This window comes from Dyella sp. M7H15-1, from assembly GCF_004114615.1.
Lineage (GTDB): Bacteria > Pseudomonadota > Gammaproteobacteria > Xanthomonadales > Rhodanobacteraceae > Dyella_B.
The window spans coordinates 677,894-703,390 of record NZ_CP035300.1 but is presented as its reverse complement, the minus strand read 5'-3'; the positions used below and the strand labels follow the sequence as shown (position 1 = coordinate 703,390).

Annotated in this window: 24 protein-coding genes; 15 read left to right on the top strand and 9 right to left on the bottom strand. The window is 57.6% G+C overall.

Features of this window, described 5'->3' with window-relative positions:
• The first annotated feature begins 9 nt into the window (after nucleotides 1–9).
• The 10 genes from hypC (at nucleotide 10) to EO087_RS03450 (ending at nucleotide 8,599) form a co-directional block, all read left to right on the top strand.
• Nucleotides 10–288 carry a HypC/HybG/HupF family hydrogenase formation chaperone gene (hypC, locus tag EO087_RS03495; protein WP_128897666.1) on the top strand — a complete coding sequence of 93 codons (279 nt, stop codon included), beginning with the start codon at nucleotides 10–12 and terminating at the stop codon, nucleotides 286–288.
• The gene (locus tag EO087_RS03490; RefSeq protein WP_128897665.1) at nucleotides 285–1,022 is read left to right on the top strand and encodes an SIS domain-containing protein; all 738 of its coding nucleotides are present in this window, start codon (nucleotides 285–287) and stop codon (nucleotides 1,020–1,022) included. The genes hypC and EO087_RS03490 overlap by 4 nt, the downstream gene beginning before the upstream one ends.
• Nucleotides 1,019–2,173, top strand: coding sequence for a hydrogenase formation protein HypD (gene hypD, locus EO087_RS03485; RefSeq protein WP_128897664.1), 1,155 nt, complete (start codon nucleotides 1,019–1,021; stop codon nucleotides 2,171–2,173). The genes EO087_RS03490 and hypD overlap by 4 nt, the downstream gene beginning before the upstream one ends.
• Nucleotides 2,174–2,184: 11 nt before the next feature.
• Nucleotides 2,185–3,267: a hydrogenase expression/formation protein HypE gene (hypE, locus tag EO087_RS03480; protein ID WP_304988489.1), complete on the top strand. Its 1,083-nt coding sequence runs from the start codon at nucleotides 2,185–2,187 to the stop codon at nucleotides 3,265–3,267.
• Nucleotides 3,268–3,299: 32 nt separating this feature from the next.
• Nucleotides 3,300–3,911, top strand: a complete 612-nt coding sequence (locus tag EO087_RS03475) for a hypothetical protein (protein ID WP_128897662.1) — start codon at nucleotides 3,300–3,302, stop codon at nucleotides 3,909–3,911.
• Nucleotide 3,912: 1 nt separating this feature from the next.
• Complete coding sequence (locus EO087_RS03470; protein WP_128897661.1) at nucleotides 3,913–4,869, top strand: hypothetical protein; 957 nt, start codon at nucleotides 3,913–3,915, stop codon at nucleotides 4,867–4,869.
• Nucleotides 4,870–4,887: 18 nt separating this feature from the next.
• Complete coding sequence (locus EO087_RS03465; protein WP_128897660.1) at nucleotides 4,888–5,739, top strand: M15 family metallopeptidase; 852 nt, start codon at nucleotides 4,888–4,890, stop codon at nucleotides 5,737–5,739.
• Nucleotides 5,720–7,552 carry a nickel-dependent hydrogenase large subunit gene (locus EO087_RS03460; protein WP_128897659.1) on the top strand — a complete coding sequence of 611 codons (1,833 nt, stop codon included), beginning with the start codon at nucleotides 5,720–5,722 and terminating at the stop codon, nucleotides 7,550–7,552. Before EO087_RS03465 ends, EO087_RS03460 begins: the two co-directional genes overlap by 20 nt.
• Nucleotides 7,553–7,850: 298 nt before the next feature.
• Entirely contained in the window at nucleotides 7,851–8,210 is a 360-nt protein-coding gene (locus EO087_RS03455; RefSeq protein WP_128897658.1) for a hypothetical protein, read from the top strand.
• Nucleotides 8,211–8,215: 5 nt separating this feature from the next.
• Nucleotides 8,216–8,599 carry a hypothetical protein gene (locus EO087_RS03450; protein ID WP_128897657.1) on the top strand — a complete coding sequence of 128 codons (384 nt, stop codon included), beginning with the start codon at nucleotides 8,216–8,218 and terminating at the stop codon, nucleotides 8,597–8,599.
• Between the two features lie 107 nt (nucleotides 8,600–8,706).
• Here EO087_RS03450 and EO087_RS03445 read toward each other — a convergent pair whose 3' ends face one another.
• From EO087_RS03445 to cyoA, 6 genes are all read right to left on the bottom strand, one after another.
• A complete protein-coding gene (locus EO087_RS03445; RefSeq protein WP_128897656.1) occupies nucleotides 8,707–9,582 on the bottom strand; it encodes a nucleotidyl transferase AbiEii/AbiGii toxin family protein in 876 nt (291 codons plus the stop codon).
• Nucleotides 9,579–10,397, bottom strand: coding sequence for a type IV toxin-antitoxin system AbiEi family antitoxin (locus tag EO087_RS03440; protein ID WP_128897655.1), 819 nt, complete (start codon nucleotides 10,395–10,397; stop codon nucleotides 9,579–9,581). Before EO087_RS03440 ends, EO087_RS03445 begins: the two co-directional genes overlap by 4 nt.
• Before the next feature lie 339 nt (nucleotides 10,398–10,736).
• Nucleotides 10,737–11,108, bottom strand: coding sequence for a cytochrome o ubiquinol oxidase subunit IV (gene cyoD, locus EO087_RS03435; RefSeq protein ID WP_128897654.1), 372 nt, complete (start codon nucleotides 11,106–11,108; stop codon nucleotides 10,737–10,739).
• A 1-nt stretch (nucleotide 11,109) separates the two neighbouring features.
• Nucleotides 11,110–11,736 (bottom strand): cytochrome o ubiquinol oxidase subunit III, encoded by a 627-nt coding sequence (gene cyoC, locus EO087_RS03430; protein WP_128897653.1) that lies wholly within the window; start codon nucleotides 11,734–11,736, stop codon nucleotides 11,110–11,112.
• 269 nt (nucleotides 11,737–12,005) lie between these two features.
• On the bottom strand, nucleotides 12,006–14,021 hold the full coding sequence (cyoB, locus tag EO087_RS03425; protein WP_128897652.1) for a cytochrome o ubiquinol oxidase subunit I: 2,016 nt from the start codon (nucleotides 14,019–14,021) through the stop codon (nucleotides 12,006–12,008).
• 3 nt (nucleotides 14,022–14,024) lie between these two features.
• A complete protein-coding gene (cyoA, locus tag EO087_RS03420) occupies nucleotides 14,025–14,951 on the bottom strand; it encodes a ubiquinol oxidase subunit II (protein ID WP_128897651.1) in 927 nt (308 codons plus the stop codon).
• Between the two features lie 244 nt (nucleotides 14,952–15,195).
• Here cyoA and EO087_RS03415 point away from each other — a divergent pair, with 244 nt between their 5' ends.
• Both EO087_RS03415 and parE read left to right on the top strand, forming a co-directional pair.
• Nucleotides 15,196–16,995 carry an aminopeptidase P family protein gene (locus EO087_RS03415; protein ID WP_128897650.1) on the top strand — a complete coding sequence of 600 codons (1,800 nt, stop codon included), beginning with the start codon at nucleotides 15,196–15,198 and terminating at the stop codon, nucleotides 16,993–16,995.
• A 108-nt stretch (nucleotides 16,996–17,103) separates the two neighbouring features.
• Nucleotides 17,104–18,993: a DNA topoisomerase IV subunit B gene (gene parE, locus EO087_RS03410; protein WP_128897649.1), complete on the top strand. Its 1,890-nt coding sequence runs from the start codon at nucleotides 17,104–17,106 to the stop codon at nucleotides 18,991–18,993.
• Between the two features lie 171 nt (nucleotides 18,994–19,164).
• Here parE and EO087_RS03405 read toward each other — a convergent pair whose 3' ends face one another.
• Complete coding sequence (locus tag EO087_RS03405) at nucleotides 19,165–19,770, bottom strand: class I SAM-dependent methyltransferase (RefSeq protein ID WP_128897648.1); 606 nt, start codon at nucleotides 19,768–19,770, stop codon at nucleotides 19,165–19,167.
• Nucleotides 19,771–19,959: 189 nt separating this feature from the next.
• On the bottom strand, nucleotides 19,960–20,697 hold the full coding sequence (locus EO087_RS03400; RefSeq protein ID WP_128897647.1) for a nucleotidyl transferase AbiEii/AbiGii toxin family protein: 738 nt from the start codon (nucleotides 20,695–20,697) through the stop codon (nucleotides 19,960–19,962).
• On the opposite strand from EO087_RS03400, the gene EO087_RS03395 reads away from it, so the two are divergent.
• Nucleotides 20,696–20,959: a hypothetical protein gene (locus tag EO087_RS03395; protein WP_128897646.1), complete on the top strand. Its 264-nt coding sequence runs from the start codon at nucleotides 20,696–20,698 to the stop codon at nucleotides 20,957–20,959. The genes EO087_RS03400 and EO087_RS03395 overlap by 2 nt on opposite strands.
• Nucleotides 20,960–21,029: 70 nt before the next feature.
• Here EO087_RS03395 and EO087_RS03390 read toward each other — a convergent pair whose 3' ends face one another.
• On the bottom strand, nucleotides 21,030–22,091 hold the full coding sequence (locus EO087_RS03390) for a glycerophosphodiester phosphodiesterase (RefSeq protein WP_240669117.1): 1,062 nt from the start codon (nucleotides 22,089–22,091) through the stop codon (nucleotides 21,030–21,032).
• A gap of 818 nt (nucleotides 22,092–22,909) precedes the next feature.
• Here EO087_RS03390 and EO087_RS03385 point away from each other — a divergent pair.
• Both EO087_RS03385 and EO087_RS03380 read left to right on the top strand, forming a co-directional pair.
• Nucleotides 22,910–24,703 (top strand): hypothetical protein, encoded by a 1,794-nt coding sequence (locus EO087_RS03385; RefSeq protein WP_128897644.1) that lies wholly within the window; start codon nucleotides 22,910–22,912, stop codon nucleotides 24,701–24,703.
• Between the two features lie 114 nt (nucleotides 24,704–24,817).
• A complete protein-coding gene (locus tag EO087_RS03380; protein WP_164931754.1) occupies nucleotides 24,818–25,240 on the top strand; it encodes a transposase in 423 nt (140 codons plus the stop codon).
• Nucleotides 25,241–25,497: the final 257 nt, after the last annotated feature.

The window sequence follows — 25,497 nt, the reverse complement described above, 5'->3', positions numbered from 1 at the left end:
GGAAAGTCTATGTGCCTAGGTATACCGGGGAAAATCGTCGCCATTAGCGATTCCGCTCAAAGGCTCGGCATCGTCGATGTAAGCAGCATACAGCGCGCGGTCGATTTGAGCTGCATTGCTCAGGAATCCGATTCGTTAGAGTGGCTGATCGGGCGCTGGGTGCTGGTACACGTAGGCTTCGCCATGAGCGTCATCGATGAAGCCGAGGCGCAAACCACACTCGCGGTGCTGACTGAACTCGGCCAAATCCAGGAAGATCTAGCAGCCATGCAGGAAGGCGAGTCATGAGCACCGGGGAGAACCTCGAACCGTTACAGGCGCTGTACCCCTTTCTTGGCGAAAAAAAAGCCGATGCCGCAGCGTTAGAGCAAGCCCTGCTGATTTCAGTGCAGCAAAAAATTGCTCAGCACCTGGATGTCGTCGGGCAATTCTTTTCGGCGCAAGGCGAGGCCGTGGTTGGGTGCGCGCGCGCTGTCGCCGACGTCTATCGAAGACAGGGTCGACTCTTCACGATGGGTAATGGTGGATCGAGTTCGGATGCATCGCACATCGCGGTCGAGTTTTTGCATCCGGTGACAACCGGCCGCCCGGCATTGGCCGCCTTCGACCTTAGCTGTGACAAAACCGTGATGAGCGCGATCGCCAACGACGTCGGCTACCAACACGTTTTCGCACGTCAAGTAGCCAGCCTTGTGCGCAAAGAGGACGCGCTCATCGGCGTTTCGACCAGCGGCAATTCCATCAACCTGCTGCGGGCGTTTGCTCAAGCCAAAAAAATCGGAGCTTCCACCATCGCCCTGTGTGGCGGCAATGGCGGCGAAATGGCCAAGGCTGGCTTGGACCATTGCCTGATTGTCAACTCCGACAGCATTCATCGCATTCAAGAGTGCCATGTCGCCATCTACCACGTGCTGTGGGATTTGGTGCATACGCTGCTGGCCGACGAGCGCGGATTTTCCGGCAGCAAAGCCCAAGAACAGCAAAACCCAATAACCACCGGGACACATGGGGGCCGACCATGAAATATGTGGATGAATACCGCGATCCTGCCAAAGCCGATACGTTGATCAAGGAAATCACGCGACTTGCGAATCCGCTCTGCGCGCAACGCGGCCGCCCTGTCTACGTGATGGAAGTATGCGGCGGCCACACCCACTCGATCTTCCGCTACGGCATCGAGAACATGCTGCCACCGAGCGTGGAGCTGATCCACGGGCCCGGTTGCCCGGTATGCGTACTGCCGATAGGGCGGGTCGATGATTGCGTGGCCATCGCCGAACACGAAAACGCCATCATGACCACCTTCGGCGATGCGATGCGCGTGCCTGGGTCGAAGTGCAGCCTGTTGCAAGCGAAGTCATTGGGCGCCGATGTGCGCATGGTCTATTCACCGCTCGACGCGCTCAAGATCGCGCGCAGCAACCCTGACAAGGAAGTGGTGTTCTTCGGCCTAGGCTTTGAAACCACCATGCCCAGCACAGCCTTGACCATACTCAAGGCCGAAGCGGAGGGAATCGACAATTTCTCGCTCTTTTGCAACCACATCACCATCATTCCGACCATCAAGGCCGTGCTCGACTCGGAAGACTTTCAAGTCGACGGTTTTCTCGGCCCCGGCCACGTCAGCATGGTTATCGGCACCCGCCCTTATGACTTTATCGCCGACCACTATCGACGCCCTGTCGTGATATCGGGTTTCGAACCCCTCGACATACTGCAATCGCTATGGATGGTATTGAAGCAACTGGATAGTGGAAACCCGTGCATCGAAAACCAATACAGTCGCGTCGTACCGGAAGATGGCAACCGCGCCGCACTGCAAGCGATCAACCGCGTGTTCGAGCTTCGCCCATTCTTCGAATGGCGCGGCCTGGGATCGATCGACCATTCCGGTGTTCAGCTCAACGCGCGCTATGCCGCCTACGACGCCGAAAAGAAATTTGCCCTGCCCTCCATCGCCATCGCCGATCCCAAATCCTGCCAATGCGGTGAAGTGCTCAAAGGCGTGATCAAACCCTGGCAGTGCAAGGTATATGGCAAAGCCTGCACTCCCCAGACACCGATGGGCGCACTCATGGTATCGAGCGAAGGCGCCTGCGCCGCCTATTACCAATATGGCATCGGTCCGCGCACGGTCGTCGACAGCCAACCGGTGGGGGAACACGCGCTATGAAGGAAAGCACCTTGACAACATTGACCGATGAGCTTCCGGAAAAGATTCGCAAGCGGAGCGGCAAGCTACTCGTTCCGCACATTACGCTGGCCCACGGCGGCGGCGGCAAAGCGATGCGCGATTTGATCGATGACGTCTTCATTGGCGCTTTCGGCAATCCAACGCTCAATACCTTGGAGGACCAGGCACGCGTTCCATTAGCCGAGCTGGCGCGTCTCGGCGACCGCCTAGCGATGACGACCGATTCCTACGTCGTCGATCCCATCTTCTTCCCCGGTGGCGACATCGGCAAGCTGGCCATCTGCGGCACCGTGAATGACCTTGCGGTGGGCGGTGCCACGCCGCTGTACCTGACCTGCGCCGTCATCATCGAGGAAGGCATGCCGGTGGAAACGCTGCGGCGCATTGTCGACTCCATGGCCGAAACAGCCCAAGCCGCCGGTGTCAACATCATCACCGGCGATACAAAGGTTGTCGGGCACGGCTGTTGCGACAAAATCTTCATCAACACGACTGGGATCGGTGTGATTCGCCAAGGTCATCAGCTCGGTGCAAACCGGGCACGCCCTGGCGACCGCATCCTGGTCAACGGTTACCTGGGCGATCACGGTGCCGCCATCCTGAATGCGCGTGGCGACATGCACCTTGTCAGCCCGATCGAGAGCGATTGTGCCGCGTTGCACGGCTTGATTTCCGTATTGCTTGCAGCGGCGCCAGGGACACGCTTCATCCGTGACGCCACGCGCGGTGGCATGGCGTCCGTCTTGAATGAAATCGCCGAAGCGTCAGCGTGCGGCATCGAAATCATCGAGGCTGCCACCCCGATACGGCGGGAGGTGAAGGGATTCTGCGAGATTCTCGGCCTCGACCCGCTCTACCTGGCCAACGAAGGCAAGCTGGTCGCAGTGGTGCCGGAGGCCGAAGCTGCCACGGCGCTGTCGGCCTTGCGCGCGCACCCATTGGGCCAGGAGGCAGCCGACATCGGTGCGGTGCTCGCCAACGGTCGCGCTGGCCGCGTTCACATGCAGACCGTATTCGGTGGCAGGCGCATCGTCGACATGCTGGTCGGCGAACAACTGCCACGGATTTGTTGAAGCTGTTTTCTCCATCCCAGCCGAGGACCCCCATGCACACATTCTCATCCAAACAGTACATTCCGGCAGAAGGCCTGCTGATCCGCGTCGTCGACCACGGCGAGGTGTTGACGCTGGACTATCAGGAAGCGACGCGCCTTCATCAACGCTCGCTGTGGTGGGGCACCGCCGTCGGTTATCGCGCCATGCAAGTCGCCGCTGTTGCGCTTTCGGGGAACAAACTGTGGCAACGCGACAACCTGGTCGTCGTGAGTGCCCATCCCGGCGACGGCGTACTCGATTCGCTGAACTATGTCACTCGTTGCGCTGACCGCGATACGTTGACCGTGATGCAGAACAGCCATTGCATCAATCGCTGCAATAGCGAGATGAAATTCGAGTGGTGGGTCAGCGATGGCGGCAAGACCGCGCACGTCATGCTTCACGAGGATTTTGTTCCACGCGAATTCTATGAATTGATCGATCGTCGCGTGTACAGCGAAACCCGTGCCGACGACGACAAGCTGTTCGAACTGTACAAGGTGAACCTGTCCTCGCGGATCTGGGTGGCGCCACTCGAGCAAAGTTTCTCGTTTGAGTTGCTGCCGCCCATGGTGCGCGGCGAATTGCCCGCTGGCCACGCCTGGGTCAAGGAACCCGCATGACATGACCGAAGCAGGCATGACGGAACAACGCCTACCCGTAGCCACGCAATCGCTGGAGAACAACATGCCGGAGAAGAGCAGGCTGGAGGAGAACACACTGGAGAAGAGCAGGCCGGCGAAGATCCTGGCGCTGGCGCATGTGAGCGAGCCACCGAGTACCTACGATAATGACATGCTCCGGCGCTATCCCGGCATGAAGCTCGGGCGCATGTCCGACGTCGACTTTTTCGCCGAGAAATTATGCGACCTCGTGGCGAAAGTGCTGGAAGAATGCGTAGCAGACGATGCGTGGGTACTGACTGCACCGGCGTATTACCATCTGCCCGCGGCGGCTAACCTGCTGGCAGAACGTGTGCATATCATGCTCCGCCATCGCGGCATCGCCTTGCCGCTGATGGCATTGCGCCTGTCGGCGGAACACGTCGCGGTGCGCAGCCTTGAAGAATTTCAACTCTCCCATGATTACAGCCGCAATCCGCTGGCGCAGCGGGTTAGCTCGCATCAACGCGTGCACGACATGGCATGCCATGACTCAGGCTGGCACCGCTTCGCCAAGCACAACGTCATCGTGATCAACGATATCCATGTCACCGGCACGCAGCAACGTTTCATGCAACGCTCACTCACCGCGGCTGGTGCCGGTGAATGTCATTGGCTCTATATCTTCCACATCGAAGGTGAACTGGCGCGCGCCTGTCCAGAAATCGAATACCGCATCAACAGCAGCAGCCTGGCCGATCTCGATAGCCATGCAGCCATACTGTCCGACCCGGCGACCCGCCACACCGCGCGTTCGATGTCGCGCCTGTTCAATGAACAGCCCGACCATTTCCGGTATGTGATCGCCGCACTACCGCCGGAAGCGCGCGAACGAATTTACCGCCTGGCGAAGCATGAAAAGCGCTACGACACGCCCCTGTTCGACGAAAAAATGCGACTCCTAGCCGGCAACAACTAGACGGAGGCAAATCCGATCATGTACGGCATCGATTACCGTATCCCGCAAGTCGATCTGGCGGAAATTCGCAAACCGCATTATCAGATTCCGCTTGACCGCGCTTCCCTGCTGTTTTCCGAGGAATTGGTCAACGTGCGCGACTACGACCTCGGCTTTCTTTCATGGCATGCCGTCAGCGACGGCAGCAATGCGCCTTATGGCAAGCCAATCGCGGGTAGCCGGACCGATGGATGGCTACGCAGGACTTTCGCCGAAAAGCTAGCTCGCGTTGACCAGAAGCTTGCGCCTTACGATGCCCGATTGTTGATTCTCGATGCCTACCGTTCGATCGAATGCCAGCATGGCCTGTGGGCGTTCTTTTGGGAGCTTGGGCGCCAGGCCAACCCCAAGGCGAGTGACGAAGAGCTGCGACAATACGCATCAAGCTATCTACGTGATCCGCGCGCATTCGATCGCAACGACGCGCGCACCTTCCCCAGTCACAGCACCGGGGCATCCATCGACGTCGTGCTATGCAGCCGCTCCAAGGGAGATTGGCTTGATCTGGGGTCGCGCTTCGACGAATACACCGAGGTGAGCGTCACCGATTATTTCGAACGCCAGTTACGACAGGGTGCGATCAATCAGGATGACCCACGGTTATGGAACCGGCGTCTGTTGCACTGGGCGCTATCCAGCGAAGACATTACCAACGATCCGCTGCTGTACTGGCACCACGACTGGGGCAACCAGATTTGGATCAAGGTCAAACGCACAGTCTATGGCAACGCACAGGATGCAGCATGGTACGGCTATATGGATGCGCCGCCGATCATAGACCACTTATTCAGAAGGAAGGAGGAAGTGCAGCATGGATCTGCCGATGCATAGTCAAGGGAATACACGCAGCGCGGATGCAGTCAGTGCATTGAGCGCCGTCATGATGCGCGAGATCCGTGCACGCCATCGCGCCAACCTGGCTGCTTCAGCAGCGCGGACCGACCCGCTCGCCCGACTCGATGGCAGCCTGGCTGTGCATTGCCGGGTCGATCTTGCCAGCCGCACTGTCGTGGAAAGTGCGTCGATGGCCACCCTGTTCAAAGGATACGAGGCGCTGTTGCCAGGACGCGACTTAGGCAAGATCGGTCAGATCAGTGCGGCCGCATCCGGCATTTGCGGCGGCGTGCACGCCACCGCCTCGGCGCTATGCCTGGAAATGGCGCTGGGCCTGACGCCACCTCCCTTAGGCATCATCTTGCGTAATCTGCTTTTGAGCTGCCAATACCTCAACGACACTTGCCTGCATCTGTTCGTGCTGGCCGGACCGGACTATTCGCGCCAAGCGTTTGAGCAAACCAATCCGGAAATCTGGAGCCGCGCGGTAAAGGCACCCTGCCGTCACACGCAGCAGCATGGCTTCACGCGTATCGGCGAGCTGATGGCCGCGCTCGATCAAGGCGAAGGCGCGTTGTACAAAGAAGCGCTACGGATGGCGGCACGCGCACGCCAGGCTTACACGCTTTTGGGGGGCAAGTACCCGCACTCGGAGTCGATCGTTCCCGGCGGAGTGGCGCTCTGCGCCGATACGGTCAAACTGGCCGAATTCAATGCGGTATTGCAGCCATTTGCTGCCTATAGCCAAAAGACCGCCGCTGTTTGGGACGACATGTTTGATTTTTTGCTGGAAGCCGAACCACGCTATGCCGAACTCGGGCAAACAAGCGCCGCCATGCTTGACTTTGGCCAATGGGATCATCCAGACCACTACGACGGCAGCTATGCGCGTTGCGACAGCTGGGGCGCCCGGCGCTGGTCCACGCCAGGCGCGTTGATGGATGGCCGCTTGGCTTGCACGGCATTGAGCCTGCTCAATGCTGGCATGGAAGAGCATCTGGACCACTCCTATCAGCAACGCGCAACCGCACCACGCACCATGTTCACCAGCGACCCCAACGGCAATCCCATCTCGCGCTTTCACCCATGGAACAAACGAACCGAACCGACCAAAGCGAACAATCCTCGCGCCTATAGCTGGGGCTCGAGCCTCGTCTGGCGCGGCCACAATTTTGAAGTCGGCGCCTATGCGCGACTCTACCTGAGCGCAGTGGCACAACTGCTGCCACCCAGCAAACATGTGGTAGCCGATGGTACCGGACTGGATTTCAGCTTGGCGGATGACAGTGGCAACGAAATCACCTTGCGCTGGAGCATTCCGGCATTATGGAACGCCTTCGAACGCAACCGCGCCCGTGCGTATTCGCTCGCGTTCAACGTCGGCGTGACGCGCGAAAATATGACACTGGCCGAAGCAGCCATGGCCGCTGGGGCCACCACGACGCGTGTACCGCTCAATGACGTGCCGACGGGCCGACATTTAGGCGTTGGCCTGTGGGGTGCCAGCCGCGGCTTCCTCGCCCATTGGGCCGTGCTGGATGAGCAGAAGATCGACAATTACCAAATCGCCATCCCTTCGCGCATCAATGTCGGAACGCGTACGCCGGACTGTACGCCGGGGCCGCTCGAACAAGCCTTATGCAACACCCCTATTATCGAAAGTCGCTACAAAGGCCCAGACGATTTCGTCGGCATCGATATCCAGCGCGCCATTCAAAGCTTCGATCCATGCATGGACTGCACGGCATATATCCTGATCAATGATGGTGCGACCGTGCTGGAGCGAACTGTAGACACGCGCGTCAGGTAATGGCACTGATCGTAGTAGCCTAGTATTACAGGGGCTTCCGACTTGCAGCGGCGATCAGACTTTTTGCCCAAGCCGGTGTCGCTCGCAATGTGTCAGACGTGGAAGGAAACGCCAGCACGCCTTTGATCAATTCAAGGACCTTTACGGGTTTGGGATGCTTGCCTGACTTCGGATCTGCTTCGGCACATTGACGACTTAGACGATTTATTTCTGGGAGTTTAGACATGGCAAAGCGATTAGTTCTGTTCAATCACAAGGGTGGCGTCAGCAAAACTACAACCCCAAGTTCGTAGGCACCGTGGTGCAGCGATTCAATGTGCGAAGAGGGCGCGCAGCTGCACCATACCGGGACAACATCGCCGAGATTAAGACCGTCACCCAGAGTCGCCTGTATCCCGCACTTAAGACTGCAGGGCTCACACTGCCCGACAACGACTATCCGAATACGCTGCGCAACGACGGTTTCTGCCTGGAGGAAATCCCAGACTTCTGTGGCTTGCTACCGTGTGCTTATGATGCCGGCGTCCCAGTGTTCGCACTGTGCGACAACGAGCTTAACGCAACTGGAATCGTCCAGGACAACATGATCGCCAAGCGTGCACAAATACACACTCAGTTAACCAACGTCGCAGACACTCTGCAGGACCTCATGAGCTGAAGGCTATGCTCAATGCCAAGCGGATCTTTCACCACAACATCCAGCAGGCCGTTGAGCTTGGTGTCCTCTACGATCACTTGAGCAGTATGGTGACCATTCCCGAACAGTTAGACGATCTACTGCGCTCGCAAATCGTCAATGCCGTTAGTGCATTCGACAAGCTTATGCACGACTTGATTCGCATCGGTATGGTCAGGATATTCGAGAACCAGCGGCTGTCGACCAGCAAATATTTAAGCGAGACCGTTGCCATGCAGCATCTACCAGGGCTCGTGGTCGACGCGATTCCTCCGCCTGCTGTTCGCTTCGAGGAAATCATCCGTGAAAAGCTCAGTAAATTTTCGTTTCAGGAGCCGACGAAGATCGCCGATGGCCTGAGCTACATCTAGAATGAGAACCAGAAGTGGCAGCAGATCGCTCTAGGTCTCGGAATGACCGCTGGCCCGACACCTCAGAGAAGAATCCAATCACCCTCCCCCGCCTCGCTTCCTCGTTGTCACCCAAGCCCTTGCAGAAGCGTCGGATAGCCCCGTTTGCGCAATTCGGCAACCACCTTGCTGGTCGATTTCCACGGATCGCCCCTGAGCCGGGATACCAGCTCGACCCAAACGCGCTCGAAGGCACGCAGCGCATCGGCGTCGTCGAACCGCACCCCAGCCGGCAACAAGGGCGCGATGTCTTCCGTCAGGCTGCGCGTGAGTTTCTGCAACATGCGCTGTTCGGCTTCCGCACGTGTAATCGACGCATCTTCGAGCGCAAGGTAATGGTCGAAGCAGGCCACCAGCTTGGCGGCGTCCATTCCCAACTGGTCCAGCCCTTGGGCCAAGTCGAACAGGTCGCGGTTCTTACGCCGTTGCAGCAGTGCGCGCAGCTTGGTGCCGAACAGTTCTTCCGGCTCGAAAGACACGATCTCGGCCTGCCCCTGATACCAGTCGTTCTCCACCGAGAAGGGATACTGGCGGATGCCGAACAGGTTTCCGTGCTCGCGGGTGTTGATCTCGACCTTGAGCTTCAGCGTCGATTGCAGGTCAGCCTCGGGGGCGAACCGGAAGACCAAGTGCATCGAGTGTCCAGCCTGATTCCGACTGCATCCTCCGAGCCAAGCCAGCGCATCGCGGATCGCATCGACGGTTGCGCCGATCGGTTCCGGCTGCGTCTGCACAAGGTCGATGTCTTCGGAGTAGCGCAACGGTCGTTGGAACAGCAGCTTGTTGATTGCCGTGCCGCCGCGGAACGCGATCTTGCCGCGCAACGCCGGTGCGTTGAACACATCGCACAGCGCGCGACTGATGATCAGATCCTGTTCGACCTGGCGGAAGTCGGGCCACGGTGCCGTGGCGCTCCAGGCCTGAAGGAAGGATTGGGGAATCAAAAGTCCACCTCTACCTGCTCATTGATGACGAGAAGCCAATCGGGCGCTTTCTCGTGCAGGTCGGACAACCCCTGCGCCAGCGGCTTCACGGAGGGGTCCAGCAGCACCATTGCCTTGGCTTTTCTGGCGAACGGCCTCAACGCATCGGCCTGCTGCAAGTGGCCCGCGCGCTCCAACAGATACCCCAGGCGTCGCACCGAGGAATTTTCGTAGTGGACCGCGATCGAGGCGAGTACGTCGGCACGCGCCTGCCCGCCCAAGTCCTGGGCGATCTGCGCAAGGCCATTGATGCCCGCCGCCTTATGGAAGTAGCGCGCGCAGTCCAGCAGCGTCAGTTCCAAGCCCGCGACTTTCGCAAAGCCGGCCTCGCTCTTGATCGAACCCATCCAGTCGGGGCGATTGACCTGACGGAATGCGGAGGGGCTTTGATAGATGAAATCCACGCGCTGACGACCGACCTCGAACCCACGTAGCTGCCTGGGCACGATGACCTGGAACACCATTGCCGCCTGATGCGATGAACCGTGGAATGCAGCCGCGCGCAGCAAGGCCACGCGGTAGTCCAGTTTCAGGCTCTGCATCAACGGGTCGATCCAGCGCACCGGATCGGGTGCGCCAAGCGTCCGGTCCTCCGGGCGCAGGATCAGGTAGAAGCCTCTCCGGGGATTGGCCAGGCGCCCTTTCTTGACCTGCCGCAGCAAGGCGACGCTCAGCGGGTGCGATGCCAGGCCGAGCGCAGCCTGCGCCTCCCCCCGCGTGAAGTAGGCATGCCCGCGAGCCAGGTATTCGTCGAGGTACTGGTCGATCGTCGCCATCCCCGAATCATATGCGCTAGTTGACAATTTACGTATATTACCGCATACGATCTGGGAAGCAATCGAGCGACCCCACCCTCCCGGCGGAATCACCGCTGCACCATCCCCGGACTGCCGACGGCTATCCAGCAATCTGTCATAGCGCAAGCCAGGAAATGGCAATGTCGGGTTACGCTGCGATAACCCAACCTACACGCTGCTAACTCTTCCCCTTGCCGGGTGAGTAGAGGACTTTCACCTCCTAGCAGGTGCGCCCGCCGGGCGCACACAAAAAAGCGCGCCTAAAGCGCGCTTCAAAACCAGCATCTCCCCGGCGATCCGCCGGGGAGATCGCACCCATCAGCCCATCGGCATCTGCATGCTATGCGGCATCATGTACGTGTTCATGTTGTGCATCACCCACAACGAACCCATCACGACAATCGCAATGATCAGCAGCGTGAACACGCCGATCGACAGGTTGTCGCGCTGACCCGGGGCGGCGCTCATGTGCAGGAAGAACACCAGTTGCACCAGCAGCTGCACGATGCAGAACACCACGATACCCGGCATCACCAGGTGCTGCGGCACGGCGCCGCTCATCACGCAGGCGAACGAGAGCACGGTGAGGATCAGCGACAGTGCAAAGCCGACCACATAGGTTTTCAGGCTGCCGTGCGCATGTGCATGTGCATGCTGCGCGTGGGCTTCGGAATGACCATGCTGTGCCATGTCAGAGCACTCCCATCAGATAGACGAAACTGAATACGCAAATCCACACCAGATCCAGGAAGTGCCAGAACAGGCTCAGGCACGACAGGCGGCGCTGCACGGCATCGGTGAGTCCGAACTTGCCTATCTGGAGCATCATCACCACCAACCAGAGCAGGCCGGAGCTGACGTGCAGACCGTGGGTGCCGACCAGGCCGAAATAGGCGGAAAGGAAGGCGCTGCGGCTGGGGCCCGCGTTTTCGAACACGATCAGGTGATGGAATTCGTAGACTTCCATGCCGACGAAGCCCGCACCGAACAAAAAGGTGACGAACAACCAGGCGATCACCTTGGTGCGGTGTCCGGCATGCATATTGAGCATGGCCAGGCCGAAGGTGAAGCTGCTGATCAACAACAGCATGGTTTCGCCGAACACGAATTTCAGATCGAACAGTTCCTTGCCGTTCGGGCCACCGGCGGTGGCGTGCGACAGCACGGCGAAGGTGGCGAACAGGCCCGAGAAGATCAGGCAGTCGCTCATCAGGTAGATCCAGAAACCCAGCAGGGTCTTGGAACCGTCGTCGTGATGCTCGTGTTCGTGGGTGCCGCCGTGTGCAACGACGCCGTGATTTGCAGTGATAGCGGTCATGGGGAACCTGCCCTCACCATCCGCATAGCCCGCGTTGCTCCTGAGCGGTCGTCAGGTGGTAGCGCGTGGCGCAGCGCCAGACTGGCCGTCTGGTCAAGCCGCGCGCTGCCGCATGACGGCCGCTCAGGAGCAACCCGAAGGGCCGCGTCTATTTGCGCGCATTGCTGCGTCATCACTCGTTTATGTATCGACATACACTTCTCTCGTTCTTCCTTGCCCTGCACGCAAATAGACGCGGCGCGGGCTATGCGGATGGTGAGGGCAGGTTCCTAAGCCACCTTCTCACCGGCCGAAGCCGGACCCACGTTCTTGATCAGCTTCTCCAGCGGCACCAGGCGTGCACGCTCGATCTTCGTCACTTCCTCGCCCGACACGTAGTAGTCCACGTCGGTGTCGAAAGCACGGACCATAAAGCTGCCGATCATGCCCAGCAGGCCGAAAGCCGCCAGCCACCAGATGTGCCACACCATGGCGAAGCCCAGCACGGTGCCGAAGGTCGCCATGATCAGGCCGATGCCGGTGTTGCGCGGCATATGGATGTCCGCATAGTGCTCGTGCAGCTGATAAGCGCGCTTGTGTTCTTTGTCGGCCCAGAACTGATCGAGGTCGTCGATCTTCGGCAGCACGGCAAAGTTGTAGAACGGCGCCGGCGAGCTGGTCGCCCATTCCAGCGTACGGCCGCCCCACGGGTCGCCGGTCAGGTCGGGGTTGGCCGCGCGATTGCGCACGCTCACCACGAACTGCAGGATCATAAAGCCGATGCCCAGCGCGATGACGCCGGCGCCGACGGCGGCGACGATCAGGTACGGCTGCCAAGCCGGATTCGCATAGTGGTTCATGCGGCGCGTCATGCCCATCAGGCCCAGCACGTACAGCGGCATGAAGGCCATGTAGAAGCCGACCACCCAGCACCAGAACGATGCCTTGCCCCAACGCTCTTCCAGCTTGAAGCCAAAGGCTTTCGGCCACCAGTAGTTGATCGCGGCGAAGATGCCGAACAGCACGCCGCCGATGATCACGTTATGGAAGTGCGCGATGAGGAACAGGCTGTTGTGCAGCACGAAGTCGGCGCCCGGCACGGCCATCAGCACGCCGGTCATGCCGCCGATGGTGAAGGTGACCATGAAGGCTATCGTCCACATCATCGGCAAGGTGAAGTGGATGCGGCCGCGGTACATGGTGAACAGCCAGTTGAACAGCTTCACGCCGGTGGGCACGGAGATGATCATCGTGGTGATGCCGAAGAAGGCATTCACGTCTGCGCCCGAGCCCATGGTGAAAAAGTGGTGCAACCACACGACAAAGGACAGCACACCGATGCCGGCCGTGGCGTACACCATTGACTTGTAACCGAACAGCGGCTTGCCAGAGAACGTGGCGACGACCTCCGAGAACACACCGAAGCACGGCAGGATCAGGATGTACACCTCCGGGTGACCCCAGATCCAGATCAGGTTGATGTAGAGCATGGCGTTGCCGCCGAGCTCATTGGTGAAGAAGTGCATGTCCAGGTAGCGGTCGGCTGCCAACAGGGCCAACGCCACCGTCAGGATCGGGAAGGCCGCCACGATCAGGATGTTGGTGACTAGCGCCGTCCAGGTGAACACCGGCATCTGCATCAGCTTCATGCCCGGTGCGCGCATGCGCAGAATGGTCACGATGAAGTTGATACCGCTGAGCGTGGTACCCAGACCGGATAGCTGCAGCGCCCAGATGTAGTAATCCACACCGACGGAGGGGCTGAACTTCAACTCCGACAGCGGCGGATAGGCCAACCAGCCGGTCGCAGCGAAATCGCCGACGAACATCGACACCATCACCAGCACCACGCCCGAAACGGTGAGCCAGTAGCTAAGCGAGTTCAGGAACGGATACGCCACATCGCGCGCACCGATCTGCAACGGCACCACCAGGTTCATCAGGCCGACCACGAAGGGCATGGCCACGAAGAAAATCATGATCACGCCGTGGGCGGTGAAAATCTGGTCGTAGTGATGCGGCGGCAGGTAGCCAGCCGCGTCCGCCGAGGCAAGCGCCTGCTGGGCACGCATCATGATAGCGTCGGCAAAGCCGCGCAGCAGCATCACCAGCGCCAGGATGATGTACATGATGCCAATGCGCTTGTGATCCACCGTGGTGAACCACTCGCTCCACAGGTAGCCCCACTTGCGCTGCCAGGTGACCAGGCCAAGCACTGCAGCACTGCCTAGGCACACCATCAACAGGGTGCCCATGATGATCGGCTCATGGAAGGGAATGGCCGATAGAGAAAGTTTTCCGAACATGGCCTACTCCGCAGCCTTGGCGTGATCGTTATGCGAGGGGATGACGCTGGCCTGCGCAGGCTCGGCGCCGAGCTTGTCCATCTGCATCTCGCCCATGTACTGGGCAATGATGTCGTTGAACAAACCCGGCTTGACGTGGGTGTAGTACGTTACTGGCACTTTCTCGCTCGCCTGGGTCAGCGCGTGGTAGGCATGCTCATCCAGGCTGAGCTGGCTAGCCTTGGCCTTGTCGATCCAGTCCGCGAAACCCTGTTGTGACGTAGCGATTGCATTGAAATGCATGTCGGAGAAGCCCGCGCCGCTGTAATTGCTGGAAAGGCCGGCGTAGATGCCTGGCTCGTTCGCAATCAGGTGCAGCTTGGTTTCCATGCCTGCCATCGCGTAGATCTGACTGCCAAGCTGCGGGATGAAGAAGGCGTTCATCACCGAATCGGAGGTGATCTGGAAGTTCACCGGCACATTGGCCGGGAAAGCGAGTTCGTTGACGCTGGCTACACCATATTCCGGATATATAAACACCCACTTCCAGTCCATGGATACGGCTTGGATGGTGATGGGTTTGGCATGGTGCGCCAGTGGTTTGTACGGATCGAGCTGGTGCGTGGTCTTCCAGGTGATCGTCGCGAGGATCGCGATGATGATGCACGGGACGGTCCATACTACTGCTTCGATGGCGGTCGAATGCGACCACTTCGGTGCGTAGGTGGCTTTGGTGTTGGAAGCTCGATAGCGCCAAGCAAAGATCAGGGTCATCGCAATGACCGGGATCACGACCAACAGCATCAAGCCCGTGGCGATCAGGATCAGCGACTTTTCCTGCATGCCCACGTCACCTTTCGGTGACAGGACTTCCAAGTTGCAGCCGCTGAGAAACACGGCCAAACCTGCGCATGACCAGCGCAAGGCGGAGACGAGGGAACACTTGTTCACGAACGATTCTTTAGAGAGGTCGAATGGGGATGTGTCGTGGGGACGACCTTATAAGGATATCGCGCCGCAACAAGTCATGACTAGTCCGGGACAGAATGTCGCGGCAGAAATAGTCGCGTCATATCTCGCGTTCGACGTGGTCAAGCGCCTGCAGACAGAAACGAGCACGCGATGTGCGCGATCACAAAAACACTGAATTTCCAGACTGAGCGAGCCCTTGCGCGAGTGCTGCTACCATGCGCCCATGAGCGCACCGATCCCCGCCCGTATCGCAGATTTGCGAGAGGCTATGTCCCGGCATGGCATCGCCGCCTGCCTTGTTCCGACTGCCGATCCACATTTGTCCGAATACCTGCCCGCACATTGGCAGGCACGTCAGTGGCTTTGCGGTTTCGATGGCTCGGCCGGCACCTTGCTCGTTACCGCCACCGAAGCGGGATTGTGGACCGACTCGCGCTACTTCTCACAGGCAGAACAACAGCTTGCAGGTACGGGTATTGCGCTGATGAAGCAGCGCATCTCACACGCGCCCGAACATCTCACATGGTTGCAGCATCATCTTCATAAGGGTGACGTGATTGCCATCGCGGGTGACAGTGTTTCGGTGGGCACACAGCGGCAAATTAGCAGTCTACTCGGCAACGACGACATCACACTACGTGTCGACCTGGATCTTCCGGGCATGATCTGGCCTAATCGCCCCGCCCTGCCCAAGGCGCCGGTGGTTGAACACGCCTTGAGTTACGCCGGTACACCACGTGGCGAAAAATTCGACAAGCTGCGTCACGCACTGCGCAAGCAGCATGCGACCCATCATTTGGTATCCAGCCTCGACGACATCGCCTGGCTTACCAACCTGCGCGGCAGCGATGTCGAGTGCAATCCGGTGTTCCTCGCGCACTTGCTGGTTGAGACGGAAGGTGCATCGACGCTGTTTATCGACCGCAGCAAACTCAGCGACGGCCTGGTTGCGGCCCTGGCGGAAGACGGTATCCGCATGACCGATTACACCGCGCTCGGCGATGCACTGGGCGAACTTGGCAGCAGCCATGCCTTGCTGTTCGATCCGGGGCGTGTGGTCAGTGCGGTGCTACAAGCAGTCAGGCCCGAGGTAAGGCGCATCGAAGGCGCTAATCCATCGACGATCTCTAAAGCATGCAAGAACAAGATCGAGCTAGACCATATTCGCGAAGTGATGCGCCGCGACGGCGCCGCGCTGGTGTGTGCGTTCCGCCGGCTGGAGGAGCGCCTCACCGCCGGCATGACCCAGACCGAGCTGGACGTGGATACCTTGTTGCGCGAGGAACGTTCGGCCCAACCGAACTTTGTTGGCGAGAGTTTCGCCACCATCGCCGGTTATATGGAAAACGGCGCGCTGCCGCACTACCGCGCCACGCCTGAAGCGCATAACACCTTGCAGCGCCATGGCCTGCTGCTGATCGATTCTGGCGGCCAATACCAAGGCGGCACCACGGATATCACGCGCGTGCTGGCCCTGGGGCCGACCACCTCCGAGCAGCGCCGCGACGCCACTTTGGTGATGAAAGGCATGATCGCCCTCTCACGCGCCCGTTTCCCGAAAGGCGCGAGCGGCCCGCAGCTCGATGCACTGGCCCGCGCACCGCTATGGGCGTCCGGCATGGACTATGGTCATGGCACCGGCCACGGCGTGGGCTACTTCCTTAATGTGCACGAAGGCCCGCAGGGTATCCGTCCACCTGTTACAGGCGGTGCGCTGGTGCCGCTAGAGCCCGGCATGATCAGCTCGATCGAACCTGGCTTATATAAGCCGGCACGCCACGGCATCCGGCATGAAAACCTGGCCGTGGTGATCGAGGCCGATCAGACCGAATTCGGCGCGTTCTACGCCTTTGAGACATTGACCCTGTGCCCGTTTGATCGCCGCGCTCTGGAGCCGAACCTGCTCAATCCCGAGGAACGGGCCTGGCTGGACGATTACCACGTCTCCGTGCGCGCGGCGCTGGCGCCACTGCTGGAGGATGCGGATCTGGCGTGGTTGGAGAAACATTGCGCACCGCTGTAGGTTGGGGTGCAAACCCCAACACACCTAAGTCAATGCTTCGAATGATGTTGGGGTTCGCACCCCAACCTACGATATGCTTTCACGCATAATTTCATCGACTTTTTCCGCATGAGCAGTCGCTACAACGCCGCCGACATCGAAGTTCTCTCCGGTCTTGACCCCGTCAAGCGCCGCCCAGGCATGTACACCGACACCACGCGCCCGAACCATCTAGCGCAGGAAGTAATCGACAACTCGGTCGACGAAGCGCTGGCCGGCCACGCCAAATCGATCGACGTGATCGTGCATACTGACGGCTCGGTGGAAGTGAGTGACGACGGCCGCGGCATGCCGGTGGACATCCATCCGGAAGAAGGCATTCCCGGCGTCGAGCTGATCCTTACGCGCCTGCATGCGGGCGGTAAATTCTCCGGCAAGAACTACAACTTCTCCGGCGGCCTGCACGGCGTGGGTGTGTCGGTGGTGAATGCGCTGTCGAACAAGGTGGAGGTCACCATCCTGCGCGACGGCAACCAGCACCGCATGACCTTCGCCAATGGCGATCGCATCAGCCCGCTGGAAGTCATCGGTACGGTGCCGAAGAAGAAAACCGGCACCACCGTGCGCTTCTGGGCAGACCCGAAATACTTCGACACACCGAAGATTTCCCTACCCAAGCTCAAGCACCTGCTGCGCGCCAAAGCCGTGCTGTGCGCCGGCCTGAACGTCAAGCTCACCGACGAAGCCAGCGGCGAAGTCAGCGAGTGGTATTACGAAGACGGCCTGCGCGATTACTTGCGCGGCGAACTCGATGGCGCCGAATGCCTGCCGTCCGATCTGTTCGTACATCACGTCACGCGCGAAACGGAAGGTCTGGATGTCGCCCTTACCTGGCTGCCCGAAGGCGAGCTGGTGCAGGAAAGCTACGTCAACCTGATTCCCACCGTGCAAGGCGGCACGCACGTCAACGGCCTGCGCACCGGCCTCACCAATGCCGTGCGCGAATTCTGTGACATCCGCAACCTGCTTCCACGCGGCGTGAAACTGGCGCCGGAAGATGTGTGGGAGCGCCTGGCCTTCGTGCTTTCGACCAAGTTGCAGGACCCACAGTTCGCCGGCCAGACCAAGGAACGCCTGTCCTCGCGCAATGCCGCCGCGCTGGTGGAAGGCGTGGTGCACGACGCCTTCAGCCTATGGTTGAACCAGCATGTGGATCTTGGCGAGCGCATTGCGCAATTGGCGATCGAACGCGCCAGCGCGCGCTTGAAAGCCGCCAAGCAGGTCGTCCGCAAAAAGATCACGCAAGGCCCCGCCCTGCCCGGCAAGCTGGCCGACTGCACCGCCACCGATCTCACCCGCACGGAACTCTTCCTGGTGGAAGGCGACTCGGCCGGCGGCAGCGCCAAGCAGGCGCGCGACAAGGAATTCCAGGCCATCCTTCCGTTGCGCGGCAAGATCCTCAACACCTGGGAAGTAGAATCCACCTCGGTGTTGGCTTCGGAAGAAGTGCACAACCTTGCCGTGGCAATCGGCTGCGATCCGGGCAAGGACGATCTGAGCGGCTTGCGCTACGGCAAGGTGGTCATCCTGGCCGATGCCGATTCCGATGGCTTGCATATCGCCACCCTGCTCAGCGCACTCTTTCTGCGCCACTTCCCGGCCCTGGTGCGCGAAGGGCATGTATTCGTGGCGATGCCGCCGCTCTTTCGCGTCGACGTGGGCAAGCAGGTGTTCTATTGCCTGGATGAAAACGAAAAAGCCGCAATGCTCCAACGCATCGAACGCGAGAAGATGAAAGGCCAGGTCAGCGTGACCCGCTTCAAGGGCCTGGGCGAAATGAATCCCTCGCAATTGCGTGAATCCACCATCTATCCCGACACGCGCCGCCTGGTGCAGCTCACCGTGGAAGACAGCGATGGCACTGCCAAGCTGATGGACATGCTGTTGGCCAAGAAGCGCGCCAGCGACCGCAAGAATTGGCTGGAAGAAAAAGGCGACCTCGCCACACTCGAAGTCTGAGCTGAATGACAGCCATGGCCTTCACCATGGTGCCGATACCGATCCGAATCTCCGTACCTAGCGCCTACTCGAAGGCATGATCGGACGCATCGACCTTATGACTCCCCCTCGCGCCTTGTCTCGCGAAGAAATCCACTCGGAATTTCTTCGCGTTACTTGTGAGACTCCGCACTAGCAAACCTGCGCCCGCTCCAATGCCGCAAAATGCCGCTCCAACCTCGGCCCTAAATAACAGTGCGATCCGCAGGGCAACAATCCCTCTTCGTGAAACGCGCGCAAATACCACGATGGTGAGCGCAAATGCAGATCCTGGTGATCGCCATCCACGTCATCGCGGCTGGTAAATACTTCCAGAAAGGCAATCCCCTCCAACATCTCTCCAATGCCGATCAAGCCAGCCCTGATCTCCACTGGCTTCAGGTAATGCAATACATCCGTGCACACGATCACATCGAAACGCGCATCGAAACGCAGTTGGGCCAATTGGCTGAAGCGCGCAAGGCCGATATTGCGGCTGTGCCCAAAGCGCCTCACCACATATTCGCTGGAATCCAGTCCGCGGTAATGGATATCCGGCCGCAGCGCACGCAATGGTGCGCGCCATACACCCTCTCCGCAGCCGATATCCAGCACGTTGCGGACCGGCCGGCCCAGGTAATACTCAGCCTGCGCCACCACCATCGCGACCTTGCGCTTCAGGGTCGCCGTGGAGGTGACGGCATGCTTGGGATCGCGATACCACTTGTCGAAATACGCCTGGTCGTAAGTTTTGGGCATGGTTGGACTCTGTTGAACTTTCTAGCGACCTAAATTTTTGTGAATCACGGCGGCATATGCTTCACGCTTCGAAACCTTATTCATTCCCTTCGCCGGCACTGACGATCTCTCGCGCAGCTTCAGCGTTGCCTTAATCCCACCGGGCCACATGTAGCTGTTTAGGACGAGCCGCTGGGCCGTCCATTCGGATCAGATCGAGCGACCGGATTCCGGATCCTTGCGGTACGCATGCCGTGGAATGCCGATCGCTTGGCCAATTTTGTATTGCCAGTCCATGTCGATATGCATGCGCTGACACGCCTCCTTCCATTTCTCCGGGTGAGCACGTAGGAATGCTTGTACCACCTCGAACGCCTGGTCGATTTTTTGACCATACGCCCCGCGCGCTTTCTGCCATGCTGCCGTGGGTATCGGGCCCCAGGCGTTGATCATGACTGTCAGATCGATCATGTCTCGATAGAGCACGGCCTGATCGGTTCCACGATCGGTGTTGGCCAGGAGTTTTTCGGCGTAGAGGTCCGTGCGACTCAATACCGGCACGGGTAGTGTATCGATCATCCCACCGGTCACATCGATGCGATCTTCGTGGACGAGTTCAAGTTTGATCGGAGCGCCGTCCACCCACACAACGGTGCGCACACCGTAGCGGTCGGCCATGACCTCTCGCATCAGGGGGAGTTGTGCCTCGGCGCGAAGCAGATCGCCGAGGCTGTTGCTCGTCACCGTGGTGCGCAGTTGGCGCATACCATCGCGGGTGGTGCAAAGGAAGTCGATGTCCACCGACTCGCGATGCTCGCCGGCCAGAAGCGCAATCGCGGTTCCGCCGGCGAAGTAGCACGAGCACCTGATCAGCACCTCGGGGTCGAACGCGCGCAGCGCGGTCATGATGCGTTGGTGGTGCGCCCGGTTAACCGTTAAAGACGCCATGTCCCACTTCCTTGATGAGGCGGTTGAGGAGCGCTTGTTCGGTGGGCTGCATGTGCTGCCGATCGATCCCGCGCCACCCACGCTCGTACAAGGCCAGCGCCTCCGCTGGTGTCACGCGGGCATTCTCGGGGAGATGCCGGGCGGCCAAGCGCAGTTCTGGGTACTGCTTGATGGGGATGGTTTTGGGGAGCATGAGCACATCTTACCCGGCTCCACTTGTGAGTCCACTTTCTATATCTATGCCAGAAGGTGCCTGATTTGAGCAGCCTACGCTGTCGAGCGCGTATCCATTTTGAGTCGTTATTCTCCAGCAGCACTTTTTGCAGCATTGATCAGCGCTTATCCAACGCCTCGCGACCAACCGCGGGATCGTCGGTGAAGAACGCATCGATGCCGGTGTTCAGATAAGCGCGAATCTCTGCGATCGAACCGGATTCGTTGAAGGTTTTCGGGTCACTACCGTGCCAGAAATTCTTCGCGATGAACTTATTCTCTGGACGGAAAGTGTAGGGATGAAGCTCCAACCCCGCAGCATGCGCATCGTGTACCAAGGTCGTAGGCTTTCCTAGCGTGCCATTGGCACGCAACGGAATGATCGAGCGCGTCGATGGGCCGACGGCATCGGCATAGTTGGCAATCTCGCGCAATCCAGCCGGTGTCATCATGTCACCATAGGTAAGCATGCCGCCGGACACGACCACATCATAAGGCTGTGCTTTCGCCTCGTCCTCGATCAACTGCAACAGGCGCATATTCGGGTGCTCACGACGAGCTTGTACGCCGCCCAGCTTGGCGTGCAAATACTTGAGATTAGCGATCTCGAACGACTGGATCTCGACCGGCGCACTGCGCGTGTAGCTATGCGCAGCTACTGTGGCGAGCAGCTTGTCCTCCATCGGCAGGCCAAGCTTTTGGAAGTACGTGCCGTGCTTGATTTCCGGAATGATGCCAACGGGCCGACCGACCACCGCTGATTCGGCAGCGACGAAGTCGATGATTTCGTCCAGCGTGGGAATCTGGAACTCGCCGTCATACCGGGTGCCGCGTAACTGCGGCAACCGTTCGCGCGCACGCAAGGTCTTCAATTCGGCCAGCGTGAAGTCCTCGGTGAACCAGCCAGTGACGGTCTTGCCGTCGATGGTCTTGGTGATCTTCCGTGCGGCGAATTCCGGATGATCGGCCACGTCGGTAGTACCACTGATCTCGTTCTCGTGGCGTGCCACCATCACGCCATCCTTGGTCATCACCAGATCCGGTTCAATATAGTCGGCACCATCCGCGATCGCCTTGCCGTACGAGGCCAGCGTATGTTCGGGGCGCATTGCGCTCGCACCGCGATGGCCGATGACCAGCACCTTGGAAGCCAGGGGTTTTTCCATCGCTTGTGTCGTCATGGATCCCAGCGCCAACACGACTGTAATCCATAAAGGGACGTACCGCATATCTCAACTCCGTAGCAGAAAGCATAACGTGCTGGCGGGTCGCCAGCACTATCGATAATGAGAAGCGGCCGTCAGAATTGGGTCGAGCACCTAAGGAAATATTGTCGCGGCGCGATCGAATGGGTGTTGTAGATGCTAGAAGCCGCGCCACCGACACTGGGTAATCGCCCTTGCGGTTCGTCAAATGGGTGACGTTCAGGTTCAGCTTAGCGCCGTGAAATGGGGTATTCCCCTGATATTTAACTCAAGGCGGTCACTTTAAAGTATTGGTTAGATACGTGCGCCGACCGAAAATTATCGGCGGAAAAGATTTCCTTTAACCATGATGGACTGTCAAACAACATTATAATGCTCTATATCCCACCATTTCCAATGCTCCGAACTTAAGAACGACCAGTCACCGAAGATTATCTTTCGTCATTGACCAGCTTCGCTGTTGTAAAGCGCCTCAGCGAAAGATGGAACTAGTGCCTTCGTGCTAAAAGTCGCGGGATGATTCGCTTTGCGCTCCGAAATGGCACAAGCATGAACTTTAAGTTCGGAGCATTGCACTATTTCTGTCTAGCTAATCCGCTGCCTTTCATCATTGTAATTTCAATTTCAAATAATCTCATATATTAACGATAGTCGTATTTAAAATATAAACCATGGAAATTCGTGCATATAATCATCATATACCACCCACTTCGGCTTCGAATAAGTCGCATGAACACAAATTAGACAAAGTCAGCGATCTCATTTATGAGATATCTAAAAGTCCGGGCCATGTCATGGCCACATCCAAGCATCCCGAAGATGTCAAAATTTTAATGAAGGACATCCTAAGGTCAAGCAATGATTCAGATATCCATTTTCAGCTCGATGGGCATCGTTATTGTTTGTGGGAAAGTAATGGCAACGTGTATGTTAGCCATGCGCAAAGGGAGGATTCGCAAGAGAAGGCACTGCACGTTGGACGTTTTAATATTCAAGAATTAAGAATGTCCATCTTAACCGACCCTCTCATAGCGTACTATCGCTTGAGTAAAAATGATGATCCACTCTTCGAAAACGAAGAGGCATTAACGCCATCAGATTATGACCCATCTTGCATAATAGACAATCATAAATATTCATGTCCAGACATCCAACAAGCAATCCCTATGCGACAAACGACGGATTGCGTGCCCAAGCAAGAAACCATAGAGGCAAAAGAGCAGTCCTTACACGATGCGTGCGAAAACCAATCAACGCCAGCGCACAAATTGGTTACTGATACAACGTTGATGAATAAGCTAAATACTTGGGCACCTCCCCATGATGGGCAATTGTCGGAGAAATATTTCTCCACTATAAAACAAAAATGTTTGCTCCTTCACGCATTTATTAGCAAAGACGGGGCAGATATCCATGCAGCGATAGACTTTGCAAGATATGCCACGGATGAAAATTGTGAAACATATGCGTCACTCATCAATCCTAATATTGATAGAGTCCTGTCACTTCCACGGCCATCACAAGCCGAAGTAAATAAGGTCATGCGCGAGGAGTTCGCTCATCCTGGCATCAAAAAATGGACAGATGAACAGTTAAATAATTACCTCGACGCGTGTATGCACTCTTCTTTACGTGAGAACGGAACAACGGCTTTTATCCTTGCAAAGGAGCTCATGCATCGCCGTGAAAATTTTGCAAAAAGTCTTCCTGACTATCCTAAGATGCGTTCTCTAAAATTTTCCAAGGACATTACTCCGCAATCTATCAAGTGTACAGGTATAAGCTTTCACATCACACAAAGTGGCAAAGAAGTTAACTCGGAAAAATTAGAAACTATTGGATTATGTTTGCTAAGCGCCATCAATGCCATGCAAAGCCCAACGCAGCCAACGATTCGCATCAATATTCATGATGGCCGCATGAAGGAAAGTGCTTTTACATCACAAATAGGTAACGTTATTCAAATAAATGTAAGCGAAACCCATATTTACGAGGGAATGGGATCGATTATAGGCATGGTTGCACATGAATTGGGTGTTCATTCATTAGATTACTCATTAAGTGAAGCACAGCAAGACGCTGAAAAAAATCTACTAGAACCTATAAAAAATCACAAAGCCACTATTGCAGGTGATGATTTTAAAATCCAACGCGTAGCTGGGAAGAAGCAGCAACCTGATCATCTAATCATTGCTCTTGATGCATTTCATATGTTAGGCGGAAGCCCTGAGACAATCGCCGCTATTCCACGTGGTCAGATGTATAGAACTGCAGTCATAAGCATGATTAACGGGCTCAACGCTAGTCCATCGTTGACTAGAAAGGAGAAAGACGAAGCCATCAAGGAGACACTTGCTACGTATTGTCTCGATGTAGCTAGAATTGTAGTTACCAACGATACATTGGACATGACTGGCATTTGGAATCTAAAAAAAAGCGGAACTAGTGTCGCCATGGAAGCATATCAATTGATGAAAAAGATGTTCCCTGACGATCTTCATAATGTAGGAATAACCAGGACAGAAATGGCTGAATATGCAATGAAACTTTTGGGCAGCATGGCGAAAGATACTTTCATAGGGCAATAATCAGTCATTTGAACTGCGTGATCGCCAAGGTTGACGCCCAGATTCCAATCTACGCAAGTTAAGCGCAACGCGTTGATTTGAGTCAACCACCCAATCCCAAGGATGTCGCAGACTATGAATGTCACTGCCACACCCATGAAAGTGCGCGGGGTGCGCCATGTCGCTTCGGCCGGTCGCGTGCGTGTGCTCATGACCACGCTCTTTGATCGGAGCCTGTTTCCAGCCAAGGCCTTTGGCGATTTGTATCACCCGCGCTGGCGTATCGAAGAAGCGTTCAAACGCCTCAAACATCGCCTCCATCTGGAACATGTCTCGGGTCTGTCGCAACTGGCCGTGATACAGGATCTGGACGCCAAAGTCATGTGTGACAACCTGCATGCGTTAGTCACGGCCAAGGCTCACAAAGAGGCCCATTTTCCGGAAAAGCGCAGAATCAACCGCAGCTATGCCACGACCGCCTTTCGCTCGGTGTTGTCGGCGATTCTGTTGGGCATGACATCAGCGACCGTCTCCGTAACGCATATCTCAACTCCGTAGCAGAAAGCATAACGTGCTAGCGGGTCGCCAGCACTATCGATAATGAGAAAGCGGCCGTCAAAATTTGGGCGAGCACCTAAGGAAATATTGTCGCGGCGCGATCGAATGGGTGTTGTAGATGCTAGAAGCCGCGCCACCGACACTGGGTAATCGCCCTTGCGGTTCGTCAAATAGGTGACGTTCAAGTTCAGCTTAGCGTTGTGAAATACGGTATTTCCCTGATATTTAACTCAGGGCGGTCACCTTAAAGTATTGGT

What these genes read in the sequence shown, in the direction of transcription:
- hypC (WP_128897666.1), top strand. Translation starts at nt 10, where the DNA reads ATGTGCCTAGGTATACCGGGGAAAATCGTCGCCATTAGCGATTCCGCT.
- EO087_RS03490 (WP_128897665.1), top strand. Translation starts at nt 285, where the DNA reads ATGAGCACCGGGGAGAACCTCGAACCGTTACAGGCGCTGTACCCCTTT.
- hypD (WP_128897664.1), top strand. Translation starts at nt 1,019, where the DNA reads ATGAAATATGTGGATGAATACCGCGATCCTGCCAAAGCCGATACGTTG.
- EO087_RS03475 (WP_128897662.1), top strand. Translation starts at nt 3,300, where the DNA reads ATGCACACATTCTCATCCAAACAGTACATTCCGGCAGAAGGCCTGCTG.
- EO087_RS03470 (WP_128897661.1), top strand. Translation starts at nt 3,913, where the DNA reads ATGACCGAAGCAGGCATGACGGAACAACGCCTACCCGTAGCCACGCAA.
- EO087_RS03465 (WP_128897660.1), top strand. Translation starts at nt 4,888, where the DNA reads ATGTACGGCATCGATTACCGTATCCCGCAAGTCGATCTGGCGGAAATT.
- EO087_RS03460 (WP_128897659.1), top strand. Translation starts at nt 5,720, where the DNA reads ATGGATCTGCCGATGCATAGTCAAGGGAATACACGCAGCGCGGATGCA.
- EO087_RS03450 (WP_128897657.1), top strand. Translation starts at nt 8,216, where the DNA reads ATGCTCAATGCCAAGCGGATCTTTCACCACAACATCCAGCAGGCCGTT.
- EO087_RS03440 (WP_128897655.1), bottom strand. Translation starts at nt 10,397, where the DNA reads ATGGCGACGATCGACCAGTACCTCGACGAATACCTGGCTCGCGGGCAT.
- cyoD (WP_128897654.1), bottom strand. Translation starts at nt 11,108, where the DNA reads ATGGCACAGCATGGTCATTCCGAAGCCCACGCGCAGCATGCACATGCA.
- cyoC (WP_128897653.1), bottom strand. Translation starts at nt 11,736, where the DNA reads ATGACCGCTATCACTGCAAATCACGGCGTCGTTGCACACGGCGGCACC.
- cyoB (WP_128897652.1), bottom strand. Translation starts at nt 14,021, where the DNA reads ATGTTCGGAAAACTTTCTCTATCGGCCATTCCCTTCCATGAGCCGATC.
- EO087_RS03415 (WP_128897650.1), top strand. Translation starts at nt 15,196, where the DNA reads ATGAGCGCACCGATCCCCGCCCGTATCGCAGATTTGCGAGAGGCTATG.
- parE (WP_128897649.1), top strand. Translation starts at nt 17,104, where the DNA reads ATGAGCAGTCGCTACAACGCCGCCGACATCGAAGTTCTCTCCGGTCTT.
- EO087_RS03405 (WP_128897648.1), bottom strand. Translation starts at nt 19,770, where the DNA reads ATGCCCAAAACTTACGACCAGGCGTATTTCGACAAGTGGTATCGCGAT.
- EO087_RS03395 (WP_128897646.1), top strand. Translation starts at nt 20,696, where the DNA reads ATGTCCCACTTCCTTGATGAGGCGGTTGAGGAGCGCTTGTTCGGTGGG.
- EO087_RS03400 (WP_128897647.1), bottom strand. Translation starts at nt 20,697, where the DNA reads ATGGCGTCTTTAACGGTTAACCGGGCGCACCACCAACGCATCATGACC.
- EO087_RS03390 (WP_240669117.1), bottom strand. Translation starts at nt 22,091, where the DNA reads ATGACGACACAAGCGATGGAAAAACCCCTGGCTTCCAAGGTGCTGGTC.
- EO087_RS03385 (WP_128897644.1), top strand. Translation starts at nt 22,910, where the DNA reads ATGGCCACATCCAAGCATCCCGAAGATGTCAAAATTTTAATGAAGGAC.
- EO087_RS03380 (WP_164931754.1), top strand. Translation starts at nt 24,818, where the DNA reads ATGAATGTCACTGCCACACCCATGAAAGTGCGCGGGGTGCGCCATGTC.